The organism is Plantactinospora sp. WMMC1484, from assembly GCF_049315195.1.
GTDB lineage: Bacteria > Actinomycetota > Actinomycetes > Mycobacteriales > Micromonosporaceae > Plantactinospora.
In genome coordinates this window covers 4123608-4141992 of sequence record NZ_CP186055.1, presented here as the reverse complement: position 1 = coordinate 4141992, position 18385 = coordinate 4123608, and the positions used below count along the sequence as shown (strand labels likewise).

The 18385-nt window shown below is 73.3% G+C and carries 9 protein-coding genes; 5 read left to right on the top strand and 4 right to left on the bottom strand.

The window, feature by feature from the left end:
* The first annotated feature begins 56 nt into the window (after positions 1-56).
* The 5 genes from ACN28C_RS18180 to ACN28C_RS18160 all read left to right on the top strand — a co-directional run bounded on the left by ACN28C_RS18180 (position 57) and on the right by ACN28C_RS18160 (position 4139).
* Complete coding sequence (locus ACN28C_RS18180) at positions 57-758, top strand: hypothetical protein (RefSeq protein WP_422768729.1); 702 nt, start codon at positions 57-59, stop codon at positions 756-758.
* A complete protein-coding gene (locus ACN28C_RS18175; RefSeq protein ID WP_422768728.1) occupies positions 755-1207 on the top strand; it encodes a phage holin family protein in 453 nt (150 codons plus the stop codon). The genes ACN28C_RS18180 and ACN28C_RS18175 overlap by 4 nt, the downstream gene beginning before the upstream one ends.
* A 29-nt stretch (positions 1208-1236) precedes the next feature.
* A complete protein-coding gene (locus ACN28C_RS18170; RefSeq protein ID WP_422768727.1) occupies positions 1237-1899 on the top strand; it encodes a DUF3618 domain-containing protein in 663 nt (220 codons plus the stop codon).
* Between the two features lie 334 nt (positions 1900-2233).
* Complete coding sequence (locus ACN28C_RS18165) at positions 2234-2638, top strand: substrate-binding domain-containing protein (protein WP_422768726.1); 405 nt, start codon at positions 2234-2236, stop codon at positions 2636-2638.
* A gap of 259 nt (positions 2639-2897) precedes the next feature.
* On the top strand, positions 2898-4139 hold the full coding sequence (locus ACN28C_RS18160) for a cellulose-binding domain-containing protein (RefSeq protein WP_422768725.1): 1242 nt from the start codon (positions 2898-2900) through the stop codon (positions 4137-4139).
* Between the two features lie 102 nt (positions 4140-4241).
* Here the strand turns inward: ACN28C_RS18160 and ACN28C_RS18155 are convergent, their stop codons facing one another.
* The 4 genes from ACN28C_RS18155 to ACN28C_RS18140 all read right to left on the bottom strand — a co-directional run bounded on the left by ACN28C_RS18155 (position 4242) and on the right by ACN28C_RS18140 (position 18319).
* Entirely contained in the window at positions 4242-4652 is a 411-nt protein-coding gene (locus ACN28C_RS18155) for a winged helix-turn-helix transcriptional regulator (protein ID WP_422768724.1), read from the bottom strand.
* Between the two features lie 102 nt (positions 4653-4754).
* Positions 4755-6119 carry an MFS transporter gene (locus tag ACN28C_RS18150; protein ID WP_422768723.1) on the bottom strand — a complete coding sequence of 455 codons (1365 nt, stop codon included), beginning with the start codon at positions 6117-6119 and terminating at the stop codon, positions 4755-4757.
* Positions 6116-16891 carry an amino acid adenylation domain-containing protein gene (locus tag ACN28C_RS18145; RefSeq protein WP_422768722.1) on the bottom strand — a complete coding sequence of 3592 codons (10776 nt, stop codon included), beginning with the start codon at positions 16889-16891 and terminating at the stop codon, positions 6116-6118. The genes ACN28C_RS18150 and ACN28C_RS18145 overlap by 4 nt, the downstream gene beginning before the upstream one ends.
* Before the next feature lie 396 nt (positions 16892-17287).
* On the bottom strand, positions 17288-18319 hold the full coding sequence (locus tag ACN28C_RS18140; RefSeq protein WP_422768721.1) for a LacI family DNA-binding transcriptional regulator: 1032 nt from the start codon (positions 18317-18319) through the stop codon (positions 17288-17290).
* Positions 18320-18385 lie beyond the last annotated feature (66 nt).

Genomic DNA, 18385 nt, shown 5'->3' with positions numbered 1-18385 from the left:
AAGCGCGCCTTGATGCCACGCGAAGCATGGGGCGGAACGCGAAGCTGGGGGCGGAGATGACCAGAGACGATGTCGACCCGTCCGGTGACGGCCACCGGTCGAGGACCCAGGTCGCCCGGGAGGGGGCCGCGCAGACCGGACAGCGGTTGACGCAGGCCGGCGGCGGCCTGGCACACGACGCCACCAACCGGGGCCGGGATGTCGCCTACGAGACGCGACGGCAGGCCCAACACCTGATGGGACAGGCCACCGACCAACTCAGGGCGGAGGCCGGTGCACAGCAGCAGCGGGCGGCCTCCGGGCTGCGGGCTCTCGGTGACGAACTGCGGACGATGTCGGAGCGTACCGACCGCCCGGGGGTCGGCACGGACCTGGTCCGGCACGCGGCCGACCGGGCCCAGCAGGCCGCGCACTGGCTCGACCAGCGAGAACCCGGCAGCGTCCTCGACGACGTGCGAAACTACGCCCGCCGCAATCCCGGACTCTTCCTCGCCGGAGCGGCCGTGGCCGGGGTGATCGCCGGCCGGCTCACCCGGAACCGCGACGCGTTGCAGGGCGGCCCGGAGGCCACAACACCCCCGAGTGGCGCGGAACCGCATCCGGACGGGATGCGGAGCGGGGCCGGCCAGCCCGCCGGGATGTACGGGCAGACGCCGGAGGACCGGCAGGCCCAGCCGGGTGGCAACCCACGGCCGGAAACCCGGGCCGGCCAGCCCGGCGTGATGGGCGAGGGCCGGGCCCGGGAGGTACGGCGGTGAGCGCCTCCGCCCGCGGGCTCGGCGCCGAGCGGGAACGGGAACGGGAACGGGACCCGGGGCAGGCGTCGATCGGCGAACTTCTCGGCGCCGTCACCCGGGACACCTCGACGCTGGTCCGCCAGGAAATCCAACTGGCCAAACTGGAACTGCGGCAGGAGGTACGCACCGCCGGCCGGGTCGCCGGGATGTTCGGCGGTGCCGCCCTCGGTGCGCTGATGGTGCTGCTCTTCCTCTCGTACGCCCTCTGGTGGGGGCTGGCGAACGTGATGGACCAGGGTTGGGCGGCGCTGGTCGTCGCCGGGGTCTGGGCCCTGGTCGCCGCCGTCCTGGCCGGGGTGGCCAGGGGCCAGGCGCGCAGCCTCAGGGCGCTGCCGCAGACGTCCGAGTCGATCCGGCGGATGCCCACCGCCATCCGGGACGGGCACCGCACCGACCGGGCACCGCGCTGATCGGGCACAGCACTGATCGGAGGAGAACGATGAGCACGGATCCACACTCGCTCCGCGACGAGATCGACCGCAACCAGGACCGACTCGGCGAGAACCTCAATGCGCTCGGTGACCGGATGTCCCCGCGCAATGCGGCGCACCGGCAGGCGGGCAGGGCCCGCAGCGCCTGGCAGCGGATGCGCGAGAACGTGATGGGCAGCGCCACGCAGGCCCGGCAGGGCATGCACGGCGCGACCGCCCAGGCCCGGGAGGGGGCCGAACACGCCCGCGGCAACCTGCGGCAGACCGGTGCGGCGACGCAGGCCGGAATCTCCACCGCCGGTGACCGGATCCAGTCGCTGGGACAGCAGACCCGGCAGGCCTCGGAGGGGCACCCGCTCGCCGCCGGCCTCGTCGCGTTCGGACTCGGTATGGTCGCCTCCGCCCTGCTGCCCGGTGGTGAGACGGAGCGCCGAATGGCCGGGCAGCTCCGGAACAAGGTCGCCGAGCACTCCGGCGAGGTGCGGCAACAGGCCGGCGAGATCGCCGGCAGGGCACAGCAGAACCTGCGGGAACCGGCGCAGCATGCCGCCGAGTCCGTCCGCTCCCGGGCCGGTCAGCAGGCCAGCGATCTGGGTGGGCAGGCGCGCTCGTCGGCGGAGGACCTGCGCGGCCAGACCCAGGAGACGATGGAGCAGGCACGCCGACGCTGACCGGTGCGGTGGGCGGGGCCGCCACCCCGCCTCCCTGCCCTGCTCGGGCCAGAGCACGTGCCACTCGCGCCTGACGAAGTTGTTGGTGCCGGTCGGGGCCTCGTCCCGGCCGGCATAGACGTACATCATGTTGCCGACGACCAGGGGTGCTGGATCGGCGGTGTAGATGGTGGTGGTGATGGGATTGGCGACCGGCGGGTGGCGCCGGGGCCAGGCTCGTGTCCAGGGCGAGGCACGTGGCCAGCGCCGCGGCGCACCCGGCGGTGAGGCCGCGGGCAACGGCTCGTCGCATCGGTTCTCCTGTCCGGGGGACGGGACGGGAGGTGGTGGTGCCGTGCTCGCCGAGGCCGGGCTCTCCCCGGCCGGCGATCCGCTCTACGGCGAGTGGTCGCAGCGCTGGGGCCGGCACGCCGCGCGCCTGCTGCTGGCCGCCCGGCCCGAGGTGGACGCGATCTTCTGCGGCAACGACCAGGTGGCGGCCGGGGTCGCCGACACCCTGCGCGACCTGGGCCGACGGATCCCGGACGACGTCGCGATCGTCGGGTACGACAACTGGGAGTTCTTCGCCGCCGACTGCCGGCCGCCGCTGACCACCGTGGACCTCAACCTCGAGCAGCTCGGGGCGACCGCGGTCAACCACCTGCTCGCGGCCCTGGACGGCAACCCCGGCTCGGGCGTCATCCGGCAGCCCGGCCGCCTCGTGGTAGGCGAATCCACCGGACCGGCACCGCACCGCTGACCCTTCCCCGTCGTGCCGCCGGCTGCCCCGGACCCGGCGGCGCCGGACGGCGGACCGGGGGCGCGTGCCGGGTACGCCCGCCACCCTGGCGGACGAAAAGCTCTTCGGCAAGATGTACCGCCGATTACGGCGGGGTCTGCGAAGACCGGGCCACCCCGCTTGCCGCTCGGCATCGTCTCTACTTAGTTTAAATGCACAACTATCTATCCCGCCGGAGGCCGCGCTTACGGCCGTCCGGCCCGATGGCAGAGGACCCTGCATGACACCGTCCAGAACAGGGGTGCGACTGGCAGCGGCGCTGGTCGCCACCCTGGCCACCACCGCGGCGCTCGCGGTCACCGGCGCCCAGGCCGCCGCACCCGGCTGCCGGGTCGACTACCGGATCACCAACCAGTGGTCCGGCGGCTTCGGCGCCGACGTGACCGTCACCAACCTCGGCGACCCGCTCAACGGCTGGACGCTGACCTGGACCTACCCGGCCGGGCAGACCGTCGCCCAGGCGTGGAACGCCACCGTGACCCAGAGCGGCAACCGGGTCACCGCCACCAACGTCAGCTACAACGGTGGCCTGGGCACCGGCGCCGGCACCTCCTTCGGCTTCAACGGCTCATGGACCGGAAGCAACCCGGCGCCCACCTCGTTCGCGCTCAACGGTGTGACCTGCACCGGCGCACCGGGAACCCCGGCACCGACCACCCCGGGCACGCCCGCGCCGACCACCCCGGCACCCAACCCGACGACACCGCCACCGACCAGCGGCTGGAACCCGCCGGCCAACCTGGTCACCCCGCTGACCGAGGTCTGGCAGCACCAGGAGCAGACCTACAACAACGGCAACCTCTACGGGTTCCGCAACTACGGCTGGGACCAGGTGATGGCGAACCGCGGTTACGTCAACTACTGCGTCCGCTGGGACTCCGGCGCCACGGTGACCGCCGCGCAACGGGACCAGATCCACGCCACGCTGGCTCGGCAGTACAAGAAGTGGATGGACGTGATGGCCGGGCACAACGCCTGGCCGTACCAGGACGTGCCGGTCCGGGTCGTCGGCTGGGCGGTGCGGGACCGCAACCAGTTGCAGTGGACCGACAACTCCGTCGACATCTACGTCGGCGACATCCGGGAGAACGCCCCGCAGTGCGCCGCGCCCTGCGGCCGGTTCTTCAACCAGAACGGCCAGTACCCGAACTGTCCCGGCGGGGCCGCCCGGCACTACGACCAGTCGCTCTGGCTGACCGACGGGTTCGGCGGCGGTGCCGGTGGTGACTGGGGCCAGCGGATGGGCCGCGAGTACTTCATGAACAACCTCAACGCCGCGAACATGACGATCCTGCTGCACGAGATCGGCCATACCTTCGGCCTCGACGACTTCTACGACTGGACCCCGAGCGGCGTCGGTGGGTTCCTGATGAGGGCCGGCAGTGCCAGCTCGATCACCGAGTTCGACGCCTGGATGCTCCGCGACTGGTGGCGCCACCTCAAGAGCCGGTACGGCTACTGACCTCCGCGCCGTGTTCCGGGGTCGGCGGTGCGCCGGCCCCGGAACGTGCCACCGGACGTGGTCTGGGCTCAACGCCGCACAGTTGGGTGTGGGTGTGGCCGATCAAGGGGCGTGCCGATCGGGAAGCGAGAAGCGGAGTGCGCTGACCTCGTCGTACTGCCGGCGGGCTGCCTCGACGGCGGCCAGGTGGCGGTCGGCCCACTCCAGGAGGGCGTCGACCGGTGACCGGAGCGTCTTGCCGAGCGGCGTGATGCCGTACTCGACGGCGACCGGCCGGGTGGCGAGGACGCGACGCGCGACGATGCCGTTGCGTTCGAGCCGGCGCAGGGTCGCGCTCAGCGACTTCTGCGAGACGGCCGGGATCGCCTGGCGGAGCTCGTTGAACCGCGAGGGCCGCTCGCAGAGCGTGTTGAGCACCTCCAGCGACCACTTGTCGAGGACCTGGTCCAGCAGCTCGCGATGCGGCGGGGTGACCTCGAGGCGTTCGGTTGCGGAGGGGTCGGTTTCTGTCACGACACCTGGTCGAGGTGGAGGCGACGGCGGTCGTGGACTGAGGGTGAGCATCGCCGATGGGCTCCAGCGGGACGGGGCGCATCGACGGCCTGGCGGTGCCGGTCAAGCGCGACCCGACTGTCCCGGTTGGCCCGACCGTCCCGGTTGGTCAGGCGGCGCGGCGACGGCGCGGTCCGGGGCACGCCAGCGGGTCCGGGCCAGCAGCAGGAAGGCAGCGGCGGCGGCGACAACCAGGCCGTGGCCGACCACGACGACCGGCAACGGGGCGACGTGGTCGAGCACGACCCCGCTGGCGAACATGCCGGTGGCGAAGCCGAGCGTCTCGACGCTGGCCGACGCTCCGAAGAGGATTCCACGAACGTCGTCGGGGGCGGCCTGCAACCTGGACGAGTAGGCCAGCTCGGTGAACCCGTCCGCCATCCCGGCGACGAGCGCCGTTGCGACCAGCAGCGGTGCCGGTGGTGCGGTGAACGCCGCGACGAACGCCAGGGACATCACACAGGCGGCGATCGCGAAGGCCCGCTCGTCCAGCGACCGGCCCGCACGAGGAGAGCGCAGCGCCACCGCCTGGATCAGCAGGGTGCCCACCGCCCAGGCCGTCCAGAACTGGCTGAGCACAGCCGCCGGGTTGCCGGGGTCCATGTCGGTGGCGAGCAGCGGCAGGGCGACGTTGTGCGACGCTGATCCCCAGGCGTCCACACCACGCAGCGCCACCATCGCCGCCACGATCGGCGGACCGGCGAGCAGGACCCGGACGGTACGCAGGCCGGCCGCCGCCGGTTTGGGACCGGCCGACTCCGACGACACCGACCTCGACGACACCGACCCCGACGGCCGGTGCCCGACGTCGGCGGACCGGCGGAACGACAGCGGCGAGCGGACCAGCACGGCTGCCGAGACGAGGAAACTGCCGGCGTTGACCGCGAACGCGGCGGGGAATCCGATGCCGCCGACCAGCGGACCGGCCGAGGCGAAGCCGAGGACCATCGCCACCGACTTGCCGGTGAGCAGGTATCCGTTGCCCCGCACCCGGTCCTCGGCACCGACCATTTCGGGGACGCTGGTGCGCAGCGCCACCGTGAAGACGGTGTTTCCGGCGCCGAGGACGGCGGCCACCGGGTAGAGCACCCAGGAGTGCATTGTCGAGGGCGTCACCAGCAGGGCGATCATCGACGCGGCCTGCCCGAGGTCCGTGACGACCATGACGGCGCGCCGGTCGCGGCGGGTGACCAGCCTGCCCGCGACCGGACCGGCGAGAAACCCCGTGGCGAGCCGAACCGCCATCAGCACTCCGGTCTGCAACGCGCTTCCGGTCAGGTGGTAGGCATACAGGTTGAGCGCGACGAGGTTGACGAAGTTGCCGAAGGTCGAGACCGCGTAGCCGGCAACCAGGGCCGTGAACGCCCGCAGGTCCCGCCGGCTCGTCCGCGTACCGGCCGGCGTCGTGGGGGTACCGGGCAGTGTCATCGGGGTACCGGGCGGCGGTGGATCTCGGCCTGCGGCGCGGCGGCCATCCGGTGCAACGCCGCCACGAAGGCCGCCGCCCAGTCCCGCACCGTCGACGTGTCGAACAGGTCGGTGGAGTACTCGAACACCCCCTCGATCGTCTCCTCGCCGGGGGTCAGCACGACGTACAGTTCGGTCCGGGCGACGTTCGGCACGGCGAGGCTCCGCACCTCTGTCGAGAGCTCCGGCAGCGGAAGCGCCGGCGGTGGTGCCGTGACGACGGTGAAGAGCAGTTGCGGTGTCGCGAGGTCGACGCCGACCGCCGCCGCCACCTCGCCGAGCGCGAGCGCGTGGTGGTCGAGCGCGGTGAAGGTACGCCGGGTGACGGCGTGCACGAGCTCGTCGAAGCGGAACCCGTCGGCGAGGGTGACCCGGACGAGCAGCGCCTCGCCTACCGGACCGACCAGGCCGCCGTGCTCGGGGCGGACGCGGTTCGCGCTCGACAGCGGCAGCACCAGGTCGCGCTCGCCGCTGAGTTCCGCCAGCCATCCGGCGAAGGCCGCGGTGAGCACCGCCGCCGGCGTGCCGGCCAGCTCGCGCGCTGCCGCGTGCACGAGTCGGACGGTCGGCTCGGGGACGGCGAACCGGTGCAGTCCGCCCCGGCCGGAGAGCACATCGGGACGGGGGCGGTCGTAGGGTAGGTCGACCCGGAGCGGTGCCCCGGCCAGCTCGCTACGCCAGAACGCGACCAGGGCGTCCCGGCGGTCCCCGTCGAGCTGCGCGGCCCGCCAGCGTGCGTACTCCGGAAACTGTGCCGGGACCGGTAGCTCGGCTCCGGCGCCCGCCACCTCGGCCGGGTAGAGCGAGGAGAGCTCGTGCCAGATCACCCGCATCGACCAGCCGTCGCAGATCAGGTGGTGCAACACCAGCACGAGCACCCAGCGCCGGTCTCCGAGCCGGCCGAGCCGGGCACGCCAGAGCGGCGCGTCGGCCAGGGTGAAGGGCTCCTCCGCCGCCGCCCGGCACCAGCCGCTCCCGCCGTCGGCTTCGGCGGTGAGGTCGGTGACCGGTAGTTGCACGGGTAGGTCGGCGAGAACCTGTTGGATCAGCTCGCCGTCCCGGAGGACCAGCCGGGTGCGGAGCGCGGCGTGCCGGCGGACCAGTCCACCGATGGCACGCCGCAGCGCGGAGGGATCGAGGTCGCCGTCGAACCGGATCCGGTGCGCGACGTTGTAGACCTCCGGATGCGGGTTGGCGTGATGCACACGCCAGCCCCGCTGCTGGAAGGCGGTCGCCGGAGCGGTCTCCGCCAACGCCAACGCCGGCGCCGGCCGGCCCGACCCGACCGACCCGGCCGGCCCGACGCCACCGATGCCCGGACCGGGGGTGCCCGTGGTGGGGCCGAGGCGCCCGGCCATCGCCCGGATCGTCGGCGCGTGGAACAGGTCGGCGACCCGCACCTCGACGCCGAGCGCCTGCCGGATGCGGTCGACCAGTTCGACGCCGGTGAGCGAGTGCCCACCGAGCGCGAAGAACGAGGCGTCGACCGGCACCTCGGCCACACCGAGCTGGTCGGCCCAGAGCCGGTGCAGGGTGTGTTCGAGCTCGCTCTCCGGCGCGGCTCCGGGCCGGTCGGCCCGGCCCGGTTCGGGCAGGCGGGCCCGGTCGAGCTTGCCACTGGCGTTGACCGGCAACTCGTCGACCCGCACCCACCGGGACGGGACGAGATAGCTCGGCAGGGTCGCGGCGAGCCGGTCGGCGAGGCGCGCGGCGACATCGCCGCCGGCATCGTCGGCGTCACCGTCCGCGAGCACCACGTACGCGGCCAGATAGGTCTCGCCGCGATCGTCCGTCCTGGCCAGTACGGCGGCATCCCGCACCCCGTCCAGCGCGTAGAGCGCCCGCTGCGGCTCGCCGACCTCCACCCGGTGTCCGCGGATCTTCACCTGGTCGTCGAGGCGCCCGAGGTATTGCAGGCTCCCGTCCGGGAGCCACCGGCCCAGGTCGCCGGTGCGGTAGAGCGTGCTGGTCGGCGACGCCGGATCCGTGACGAAGGCCCCCGCGGTCTCCTCCGGCCGGGCGATGTACCCGCGTGCCAGACCCACCCCACCCAGGTAGATCTCCCCCACCGCCCCGACCGGCACCGGGAGCCGCCGCTCGTCGAGGAGGCGGACGAGCACGTTGTCGACCGGGCGGCCGATCGGTGGCTTCGCCATCTCGTCCGGGCGCACCCGCCCGATGGTGGCGATGATCGACGCCTCGGTCGGCCCGTACTCGTTGTAGAGGGCGCAGCCGGGATGCGCGGCAAGGAACCGGCGCAGCGCCGGGGTCAGGGTCAGTTCCTCGCCCGCCGAGACGATCTCGCGCAGCGACGGCAGCGACGGCGTGGTCTCCAGCAGGTATTTCAGCGGAGTGAACGGCATGAAGATCCGTTCGACCCGATGGCGCCGGATCGTCCCGACCACCGCCTCGGGATCGTGCCGCGCCTCCTCGGCCAGGAGCACGAGCGCGGCCCCGGAGGCGAGCGTCGAGAAGATCTCCTGGACGCTCACGTCGAAGCCGACCGACGTCCACTGGAGGGTACGCAGTGCCGGACGCCGCCGAAGGTACCAGCGGATCAGGTTCGCCGGCCCCCGATGCGGCACGGCGACCCCCTTCGGGCGGCCCGTCGAACCGGAGGTGTAGATGGCGTACGCCAGGTTCTCCGGCCCGGCGGGGCACGGCGGTGGCGCCTCCGCCCGGGGATCGGTGCCGTCGTCCGGCGTCACCCGCAGCACCGGCAGGCCGAGCCGCTCGCCGAGCCGGGCGCCGGGTCCCGCCTCCCCCGCCTCCCCCGCCTCCTCGGCCAGGACAAGGACCGCGCCGCTGTCGCTGGCCATGAACCCGAGGCGGGACTCGGGAAGGCTCGGGTCCAGCGGCAGGTACGCCGCACCTGCCTTCTGCACCCCGAGCAGCGCGACGATGAGCGGGACGCCCCGGGGCAGGCAGACGGCGACGTACTCGTCCGGGCGCACGCCGTGGTCGTGCAGCCGCCAGGCCAGCGCGTTCCCCCGGCGGTCCAGCTCGGCGTAGCTGACCCGGACGTCTCCGGCGACGAGCGCGACGGCGTCCGGGGTACGGGCCACCTGCTGTTCGACCAGCGCCGGCAGGCTGCTCCCCGGCTCCTCCCGCTGGTCGCCGCCCCACCGGTGCAGCACGGCCCGGTCCGCCTCGACCGGGGCGGTCAGCGCGGGCAGGTCGAGCTCCGGCGCCGCGCACGCCCGACCGAGCACGGCGTCGAGGTAGGCGAGCAGCCGGCGGACGCTGCTCTCGTCGAACAGATCCGTGTTGTACTCGACGACGCACTGCACCCGGTCGGGATGTGCGGTCAGGTAGAGGGTCAGGTCGAGCGGCGCCCGGTCGCTGGGTACGTCGAGCATCGTCGCACCGACCCGGGGCGGGTCGAAATCGACCGTGGAGGCGTTCTCGTACTCGACCATCACCTGGAAGAGCGGATTCCGGCTGGTGTCCCGTTCGGGGCTGACCACCTCGATGATCTCGTCGAATCCGACGCCCGCGTGCTCGAACGCCTCGGTGCTGGTGTCCCGGATCCGCTGGACCAGGCCGCCGAGAGTCGGCGCACCGGAGAGGTCGATCCGGAGCGGGACCGAGTCGATGAAGAGGCCGATCAGGTCCTCGGTGCCGGCGGGCCGGTTCGTCAGGACGGTCCCGAGCACCAGGTCGTGCTGACCGCCGAACCTGCCGAGCACGGCGGCGACCGCGGCGAGCAGCGTCATGAACGGCGTCGCCCGGTGCGCCCGGCTGAACTCGCGGACCGCCGCCGTCAGCCCGGCATCCAGGTCGTGCACGAGCGCGGCGCCACTCGCCGTCATCACGGAGGGCCGGGGCCGGTCGGTGGGAAGCCGAAGCAGCGGCGCTCCGGCGAGGGTGCTGCGCCAGTAGTCCAGGTGCCGGCGCCGCTCCTCGGCCCCGAGCAGTCGCGCACGGACGTGCTCCGGATAGCTGGTCGGGAGCGGCGGGAGCGCCTGCGGGTCCGGCCAGGACCGGTACAGGGCGGCGAGATCCCGGACGAAGACCGCGGTCGAGAAGGAGTCGAAGACGATGTGGTGGGCGTAGAGCACCAGCACGTGCTCGTCCGCGCCGAGACGGACCAGCCTGAGCCGTAGCAGCGGTCCAGTCTCCAGGTCGAGACCCTCCGCGCCACACGACCGCACCGCCTGCCGGATGGCCTCGTCGGCGGTCGCCTCGGGCAGGTCGACCAGCGGGCAGTCCAGCTCGACCGAGGCGCGGACCACCTGCTGCGGCTCGCCGCCGACGGTGCGGAACACCGTACGCAGCGAGGCGTGCCGCTCGACCACCGCGCGCAGCGCCCGGCGGAGCGCGGTCACATCGAGCGCCCCGTGCAGCTTGACCGCCTTCGGCTCGTGGTAGCTGCTCCGCCCCGGATAGAGGTGCTCCAGGAACCAGATGCCGCGCTGGGCGGCGGACAGCGGCGCGGACGGCTGCGGCACGAGGCCGTCCCGCACCGGATCGGGACGGGGTGATGCGGGATCGGGTCGCTGGTGTCGCAGCCGCGCCTCGGCCACGAGGTGCAGGCTCCGCAACATCTGGTCGGCCGGGACCCCGAAGTCGACGAAGCAGGCGATCTCGTCGACCCCGGCCGCCGAGAGGCGGCCGACGATCGGGGCGCTGCTGTCGATCGTCCCGATCAGCGCCCGCCCCTCGCAGTACCGCGCGTAGGCCTGGCCGAGCATGAAGTCGACGTCCTCGGCCGGGGTGTGCTCGTCGATCCGCATGCCCAGGCTGTTGGCGACGCCACCCAGCAGGGACAGCGACGACCGAAGATAGTCGCAGAACGGCTGGTACGCCTCGGCACGGGCACGCCGCACGTCGTCGCCGAGATAGGTGTGCACCAGTACGACGACCCGGCCGGCCTCCGGGTCCAGGCCGTGTTCCCGCCTCGTCCGACGGTAGAGGGCGATGTTCTCCGCCAACTGCTCGATCGACTGCATCATGAGATTCGTGACCACGCCGAGATCGCGGGCGGCGGCGGCGCGGTACGTCTGCGGGTTGCCCACGGCGGCGACGAAGAGCGGCGGCATCGGCTGCACCGGCCGGGGATAGATCCGCACGTCGATCTCCGCTCCGCTGCCCGACCGGGCCGGCACCGAGGCACCGGACCAGAGCGCCTGGACGGTCTCCAGGTGCTCGTACATCAGGTCGCGGTGTCGGCCGAACGCCTCCGGGTGGAGTGCGAAGTCGTTCGCGTGCCACCCGCTCGCCACGCAGAGCCCGACCCGCCCGTCCGAGAGGTTGTCGACCACCGACCACTCCTCGGCGACCCGGATCGGGTGGTGCAGCGGCAGCACCACGGAGCCCGCGTTGATCCGGATCCGGGAGGTCTCCCGGGCCACCGCGGCCGCCAGCACGACCGGGTTCGGGAAGAGCCCGCCGAACGAGTGGAAGTGCCGCTCCGGCAGCCACACGGCGTGGAAGCCGTGCCGGTCGGCGAAACGGGCGGCGTCGAGGATCGGGCCGTACTTGTCCCGCCGGTCCTGGTCCGGGTAGTCGCCGAAGAAATAGAGGCTGAAGTCGCAGCGCCCGGTCGGGGCCGGCCGCCCCTGGTCCGTGGTCCCATCCGTGGTCCGTGTCGCCGGTCCGGGGTGGCGGCTCTCCGGCCCGGGACGGCTGCTCTCCGGCACCGCCGGGCCGGGCTGCGCCGTTGCCGGGCCCGCGTCGGCGGCGCCCAGCCGATCCACGATCAGCGCCGCCAGCCTTTCGGGAGTGTCGGCGGCGGTGAAGAGTTCCCGGGCGGCGAGTTCGATCCCGAACGAGCTCCGCACCTCCTGCACCATCCGGAGCATGGCGAGCGAGTCGGCACCCACTTGCAGAAAGGTGGTGTCCGGGCGGACCGTGGCCACCGTGGCCCCGAGCTGCCGGGCGGTCTGCTCGCGTACCGTCGCCAGGACCTCCGCCTCCGACGCGATCGGCGTGTTCTCCACGGCGGCCGGCGCGTGATCCGCTGTGGTCGGCGCCGGCTCCGCGGCGGTCGGTGCGGCGGCGGGCCGGCCGGGAGTTCCGGTGTCGACCCGATCCGGTACGCCGGCCGCCGCCCCCGCTCCGCCGTTGCGGTCCGGCGCGGTCGTGGCGTCGATCCAGTAGCGCTCGCGCCGGAACGGATAGCTTGGCAGCGGCCGTCGCCGCCCGCCACCCGCGACCGCCGGCCACTCCACCTGGACACCGAGCCGGTACAGCTCGGCGACCGCGTATTCGGTGGCGCGGATCGGATCGGTGTCGCGCCGCTGCGCCGGCACCCAGTGCGTGTCGGGCCGGGCGCGCTGCCCGATGCCGCTGAGCACCGCGTCGGGACCGACCTCCAGGAACCGGCGCGATCCCCCGTCGACCAGGGCCTGCACCGCGTCGGCGAAGAGCACCGGACGGCGGATCTGCCGGGCGAGGTAGCCGGCGTCCAGTACGGTGCCGGCCGGCAGAAGTCGCCCGCTCACCGTGCAGGCCATCGGGATCTTCAACGGGGAGAACGCTGTCGCCGAGGCCCGCGCCGCAAAGATGCCGACGACCGGATCGAGCGACGCGCTGTGGAACGCCCGATCTACCGCCAGTCGCTGCCAGGAGATACCCTCCCGGGCGAGCCAGTCGACCGCCTGCCCGATCGCCTCGTCCGGCCCGGTCAGCACGTACTCCTCGGGGCCGTTGACCGCGGCTATCTCGACCCCCGCCCCGGCCGCCACCTTCTCGGCGGTGGCCCGGTCGGCCCAGAGCCCGACCATGGCGCCCGGCGGAGCGTCCTGGCCCATCAGCTCGCCACGCAGGGCGGTGAGGCGGACCCCGTCGGCGGCGGAGAGTGCTCCGGCGACGCAGAGCGCCGGCAGGACACCGACGCTGTGCCCCAGCACGGCGCCGGGCTCGACGCCGAACGTCCGCCAGAGCCGCGCCAGCGCTACCTGGAAGGCGAAGAGCGCGGGCTGGGCCGTCTCGGTGGACCAGGCATGCTCGCCGTGCTCCTCGCAGAGCAGTGCGAGCAGGCTGCGGTCGTGCGCCTCGGCGTACGCCCGCCCGCACTCGTCGAGCGCCCGGCGGAAGGCAGGAAACCTGGCGTAGAGCTCGCCGGCCATACCGGGACGGCCGACGCCCTGCCCGGTGAAGGCGAAGGTCGGCGGCGCGGCGCCGGCCGCCGGCGCCTCGCCCCGTCGGGCCCTGCCGAGGGCGTCGGCCAGCTCGGTGGCGCTGGCGCCGACGACGGCGACGCGGTGCGGGTGGTGCGGACGCCCGAGCGTGGCGGTGGTGACCAGGTCTCCGACCGCCAGCCCGGGATCTGCGTGGAGGTGGTCGCGCATCCGCCCGATCAGCTCGGCGAGTGCCGCCGGGTCCGCCGCCGAGAGCGGCAGCACCCGGAGTGCGCCCGGATCGGCATCGGGGTCGGGGGCGGGGTCGGGGTCGGGCCGGCTCGGCGCCTCCTCGAGGATGACGTGCGCGTTGGTGCCACCGACGCCCAGCGCCGTGACTCCCGCACGACGGGGCGTACCGCCGGTGTGCCACCGGCGCAGCTCGGTGCCGAGCACGAAGGGGCTGCCGTCGAGTTCGAGTTCCGGGTTCGGCCGGCGCCAGTTCGCCAGCGGCACCAGTGTGCGGTGCGACAGCATGAGGACCGTCTTGATCAGACCCGCCATGCCGGCGCAGCTGTCCAGGTGCCCGATGTTCGGCTTGACGGAGCCGACGGTGCAGAAGCCGACCTGGTCCGTCCGGTCGCGCAGCGCCCGAGCCGCGGCGCGCAGCTCCACCGGGTCGCCGAGCGGCGTACCGGTGCCGTGCGCCTCCAGATAGGAGATCGTCTCGGCGGGCACCCCGGCCCGGTCGAGTGCCCGCTCGATGACGTCGACCTGGCCCGACACGCTCGGCGCCGCGAAGCCGACCTTGCTCGCCCCGTCGTTGTTCACCGCCGAGCCGAGGACCACCGCGTGGATCGTGTCGCCGTCCTCCAACGCCCGGTCGAGCCGCTTGAGCAGCACCGCCGCCACGCCGTTGCCGCCCACCGTGCCGTCGGCGTCGGCGTCGAACGCCCGGCATCGCCCGCTCGGCGAGAGGATCGAGCCGGGATACGCCCGGTAGCCGGTGACCTGGGGGACGTGCACGGCGGCGGCGCCGGCCAGCGCGAGGTCCGCGTCCCCGGCGCGCAGCGCCTGGCAGGCCAGATGCACCGCGACCAGCGAGGTCGAGCAGGCGGTCTGCACGCCGACCGCCGGGCCGGTCAGCCCCAGCCGGTACGCGACCAGTGAGGCCAGGAAGTCCGGCTGGGTGCCGATCGCCGCCTGCATCGCCCCGATCGGGTCGTGCGGGGCGCCGAGGAGATTGTTCAGCAGATAGCTCTGGTGGGTGTAGAGGTTCATGCCACTGCCGGCGAAGACCCCGATCCGCCGGGTGCCGGTGGTGCCCGCGTACCCGCCGTGCTCCAGCGCGTGGTAGCAGCACTCGAGGAAGAGCCGGTGCGCCGGGTCGGTCCGCTCCGCTTCCGCCGCGCTCATCCGGAAGAAGCCGGCGTCGAACGCGTCGATGTCGGCGAGTGCCCCGGTGACCGGCACGAAGTCGGCACGGGTCCGGTCGGCGGCGGGGATCCCGGCCGCCGCCAGCTCCGCCGGGTCGAACCGTCGGACGCTCACCACGCCCGCCGTCAGGTTGGCCCAGAACTGCGCCAGCGTGTCGGCCCCGGGCAGTCGTGCCGCCATGCCGACGATCGCGATCCGCTGCTCGGCACCGGAAACCGAGTCGGCGCGTGACCGCTCCGCCGGGGCGGTGTCGAGCGTACCCAGGTGGCTGGTGAGTGCGGCGATCGTCGGGTGCTCCAGCATCGCCAGCTTGCTGAAGCGCAGGCCGAGCTGCTGTTGCAGCCGGGCGTGCAGCCGGACCAGGGTCACGGAATCTATGCCCAGCTCGTAGAAGGGTGTCCCCTCCCCGACATCGGCGCGGAGCACGGCGCGGAACACCGACCGTACCGAGTCCGCCAGCCCGACGCCGACGACGACGGCGGGGTCGGCGGGAGCGCGGTCGGGGGCGGGGGTGGCCGGAGCAGGGCCGCTGCCGAATCCGCCGTCGAGGAACCGCCGCCGCAGCGCCGACCGTTGCTTCTTGCCGCTGCCCGTCTTCGGGAACGCGGCGGTCGGCAAGGTGACCACCCGGACGGCCCCGCCGAGCCGGGCGAAGAGCGCCTGCCGGACCGCAGCGACCGTGCCGGCGGGCTCGGCGGCGTCGGTGCCGAGGAACAGCACCAGGGATTCGGTGCCGCTCGCCCCGTCCGGCACGCCGCAGGCCGCGACGAACGCCGGATCGACGCCGGGCACCTCGGCAACCGCGTTCTCGATCTCGTGCGTGTAGTGGTTCTGTCCGTTGAGGATGATCCGGTCGTCCTGCCGGCCCACCATGACGACCTGCCCGTCCACGCCGAAGGCGAGGTCGCCGGTGTCCAGCCACACCGCGCCGGGCGGGCTGCCGGTGACGAAGGCGGCACGGTCGGCGTCCGGATCGTCGAGGTAGCCGGGGGTGACCCGCGCCGAGGAAACCTGCAGGCGCCCGATCCGACGCTCCGGGAGTGTCCCGCCGGTGTCGTCGACGACCCGCAGCGCCGCGCCGGGTGCGGGCGACCCGACCGCGACGAAGGTGACGCTGTCCTCCTCCCCGTCGGCGTCGTCCGCCCACTCCAGGTCGGCGTCCAGGCTCGACGTGCGGATCCGGTACACGTTCGGCGTGAGACCGGAACGGGCGAAGGTGATCCCCGTTATCGTCTCGGTCATCCCCCAGGCCGGGACGAAGGCCTCCGGCCGGATGCCGAACGGTGCGGTGGCGCGCAGGAAGTCCGTCATCACCGGTACGGTGATCTGCTCACCGCCGCTGACCAGGGTGGAGACCGACGACAGGTCCCAGTGCCTGCCCGGCCGTTCGGCCAGCGCCTGGTTGACCAGCTGGTAGCCGAAGTTCGGCGCCCAGGCGTGGTTGACCTCGTGTTCGGCGATCAGGTCCAACCAGCGCAGCGGGTCGGCGAGGACCAGCTCGGTGGAGACGTGCACGTTGGTGCAGCCGACGAAGACCTCGAGGAGGTGGTAGAGGAGGAACGACCCGCTGTGGTCCAGCGGGAGCCAGTTCAGCGTGGTCTGGCCGGGGCGGATCGGCAGCAGCGCGGGCGTTCCCACGCTGAACTCCAGCAGGCCACGCTGGGTGAGTTGGACAATTTTCGGCTTCCCCGTGCTGCCGGAGGAGGTCATCAGCAGGGCGACGTCGTCCGGAGCCGCCTGGTGCAGCTCCGTCGCCGGTGGATGGTCGGCATATCCGGTGACGTCGAGGAACCGCAGGTGCCCGGAGAGATCGACGGAGTCGGGCCGGTCGCCGAGGACGAGCGGCTCGCCGAGGAGCCGGGTGACGTGGCGGAGCCGGTCGACCGCGGCAGCGGTGGCGGCCGCATCGGCCGGGCGGGCGATCAGCAGTGCACGGAGACCGCCGAGGGCGCAGGCCCAGAACGAGGCCAGGAAGTGCACCGGATCGCCGACGTACAGCACGGCGGGGTCGCCGGCCCGCAGGCCCCGCCGGCGTACGGCGGTGAGCAGCCGGCGGGCCCGGTCGAGCAGTGCCGGGTAACCGACGAACCCGGCGTCCCCCCGCTCCCGCACCGCGATCACGCCCGCGTCCGGGAACAGCCGCGCGGCGCGCGACAGTGCCTCGGCGAGGTGCCGCGGATATCCCTGCGGCGGGTCCAGGCGTTCCCTGCGGTACAGAGCCGGTATTTCCACTTCTCCCCCGTAGTTTTCGCCACCCGGAGTCCGGAGGCCGTCAGGCCGTCCGGTCACCGGTCGCGGTGTGCCCGGCGCCGAACTCGCGGCCGGACGCATCCGCTCATGAAGCTCCGCCCGCAGTCCCCGCGCCGGTGGAAGCGGAGATGACCGGGACCGCGCCGGGTCCCGGAATCCGGGACGGCGGGCAGGGAACATCGCGAGGGCCGATCGCGGCCACTCGCACAGCCATGTGATCCCCCGTGTGACAACCTGCCGGCAACGAGCGACCGGCCCCGGCTCGCCCTCGCATGTGGACGATCGACCACCGATGTGGTCCGTCGATGTCGGTAGAGTATGGCATTGCACCGACGGTCCCTGCCATCTACCGCAAACGAGATGCGGGCGGGGCCGTGCTCATCCCGGTGGCGGTGCGGTCGAATCACGGACCACGAGCGCCTGCCCGGTCCGCCGCCGCCGGGGCCGCTTCGACCGCGGCCTGAGCGCCAGTTCCAGGGCCATCCGGCCCATTCCGGTCATCGGCAGCCGGACGGTGGTCAGACCGGGCGCGAGGTCTGCGGCCACCGAGACGTCGTTGAAGCCGACCACCGACATCCGCTCCGGTACGGCGACCCGCTGCGCCCGCAACGTGGCGAGCACCCCGATCGCCATCGAGTCGTTCAGCGCCACGATCGCCGTGCTGTCGGGATGCTCGCGCAGAATCCGTTCGGCCGCCACCCGGCCGCCGTCCCGGGTGAAGTCGGTCTGTACGACCGGCAGCTCGTCGAGACTCAGACCGTGCCGGCGCAGCGCGTCGGCCAGCCCGGCGAGCCGGTCGATGACGGTGGTGAGCCCGCCGGTCGCGGCGGCGACCGCGATGCGGCGGTGCCCCAGCGTCAGCAGGTGTTCGCCGAGGGCTCGCCCGCCGGCCTCGTTGTCGGGGAGTACGGCGTCCACCCCGAGCGAGTGCCGACCGATCACCGCGACCCGCCCGCCGAGCCGCTGGTACGTCGCAAGCTCGCCCCGCGCCTCGGCCTCCACCCGGGGGTCGTCGTAGCCCGAGCCGGCGATCACGATGATGCCGACCCGCTGGGCGATGAGGTGCCGCAGCTGCCGCAGCTCCCGGTCGGGGTCGCGGCCGGAGTGGCAGATCTGCACCAGCAGGCCCTGCTCGTCGGCGATCTGGATGACCCCGCCCGCGATCTCGGAGAAGTAGGGGTCGTCGACCTGGTGCACGACGAGTCCGACGGTCGAGGTGGCACCGCCGGCCAGGGTACGGGCGTACGGGTTCGCCACGTAGCCGAGCTCCCGGGAGACCTGCCGGACCCGGTCGGCCACCGCCTCGCTGACACCGTCCCGCCCGGCGAGCGCCCGGGAGGCGGTCGCCAGCGACACGCCGGCCCGCTCGGCGACGTCAACGAGGCGCAGCCTCCCGCCAGGCTTGGGCATCGGTAACTCCCGAGAAACATCGAGGACGGTCGCCGGTAACTATTGCGAGTGACCTGGGCCACAGCC

Coding starts and splice junctions, on each gene's coding strand:
- ACN28C_RS18180 (WP_422768729.1), top strand. CDS start 57: ATGACCAGAGACGATGTCGACCCGTCCGGTGACGGCCACCGGTCGAGG.
- ACN28C_RS18170 (WP_422768727.1), top strand. CDS start 1,237: ATGAGCACGGATCCACACTCGCTCCGCGACGAGATCGACCGCAACCAG.
- ACN28C_RS18160 (WP_422768725.1), top strand. CDS start 2,898: ATGACACCGTCCAGAACAGGGGTGCGACTGGCAGCGGCGCTGGTCGCC.
- ACN28C_RS18150 (WP_422768723.1), bottom strand. CDS start 6,119: ATGACACTGCCCGGTACCCCCACGACGCCGGCCGGTACGCGGACGAGC.
- ACN28C_RS18140 (WP_422768721.1), bottom strand. CDS start 18,319: ATGCCCAAGCCTGGCGGGAGGCTGCGCCTCGTTGACGTCGCCGAGCGG.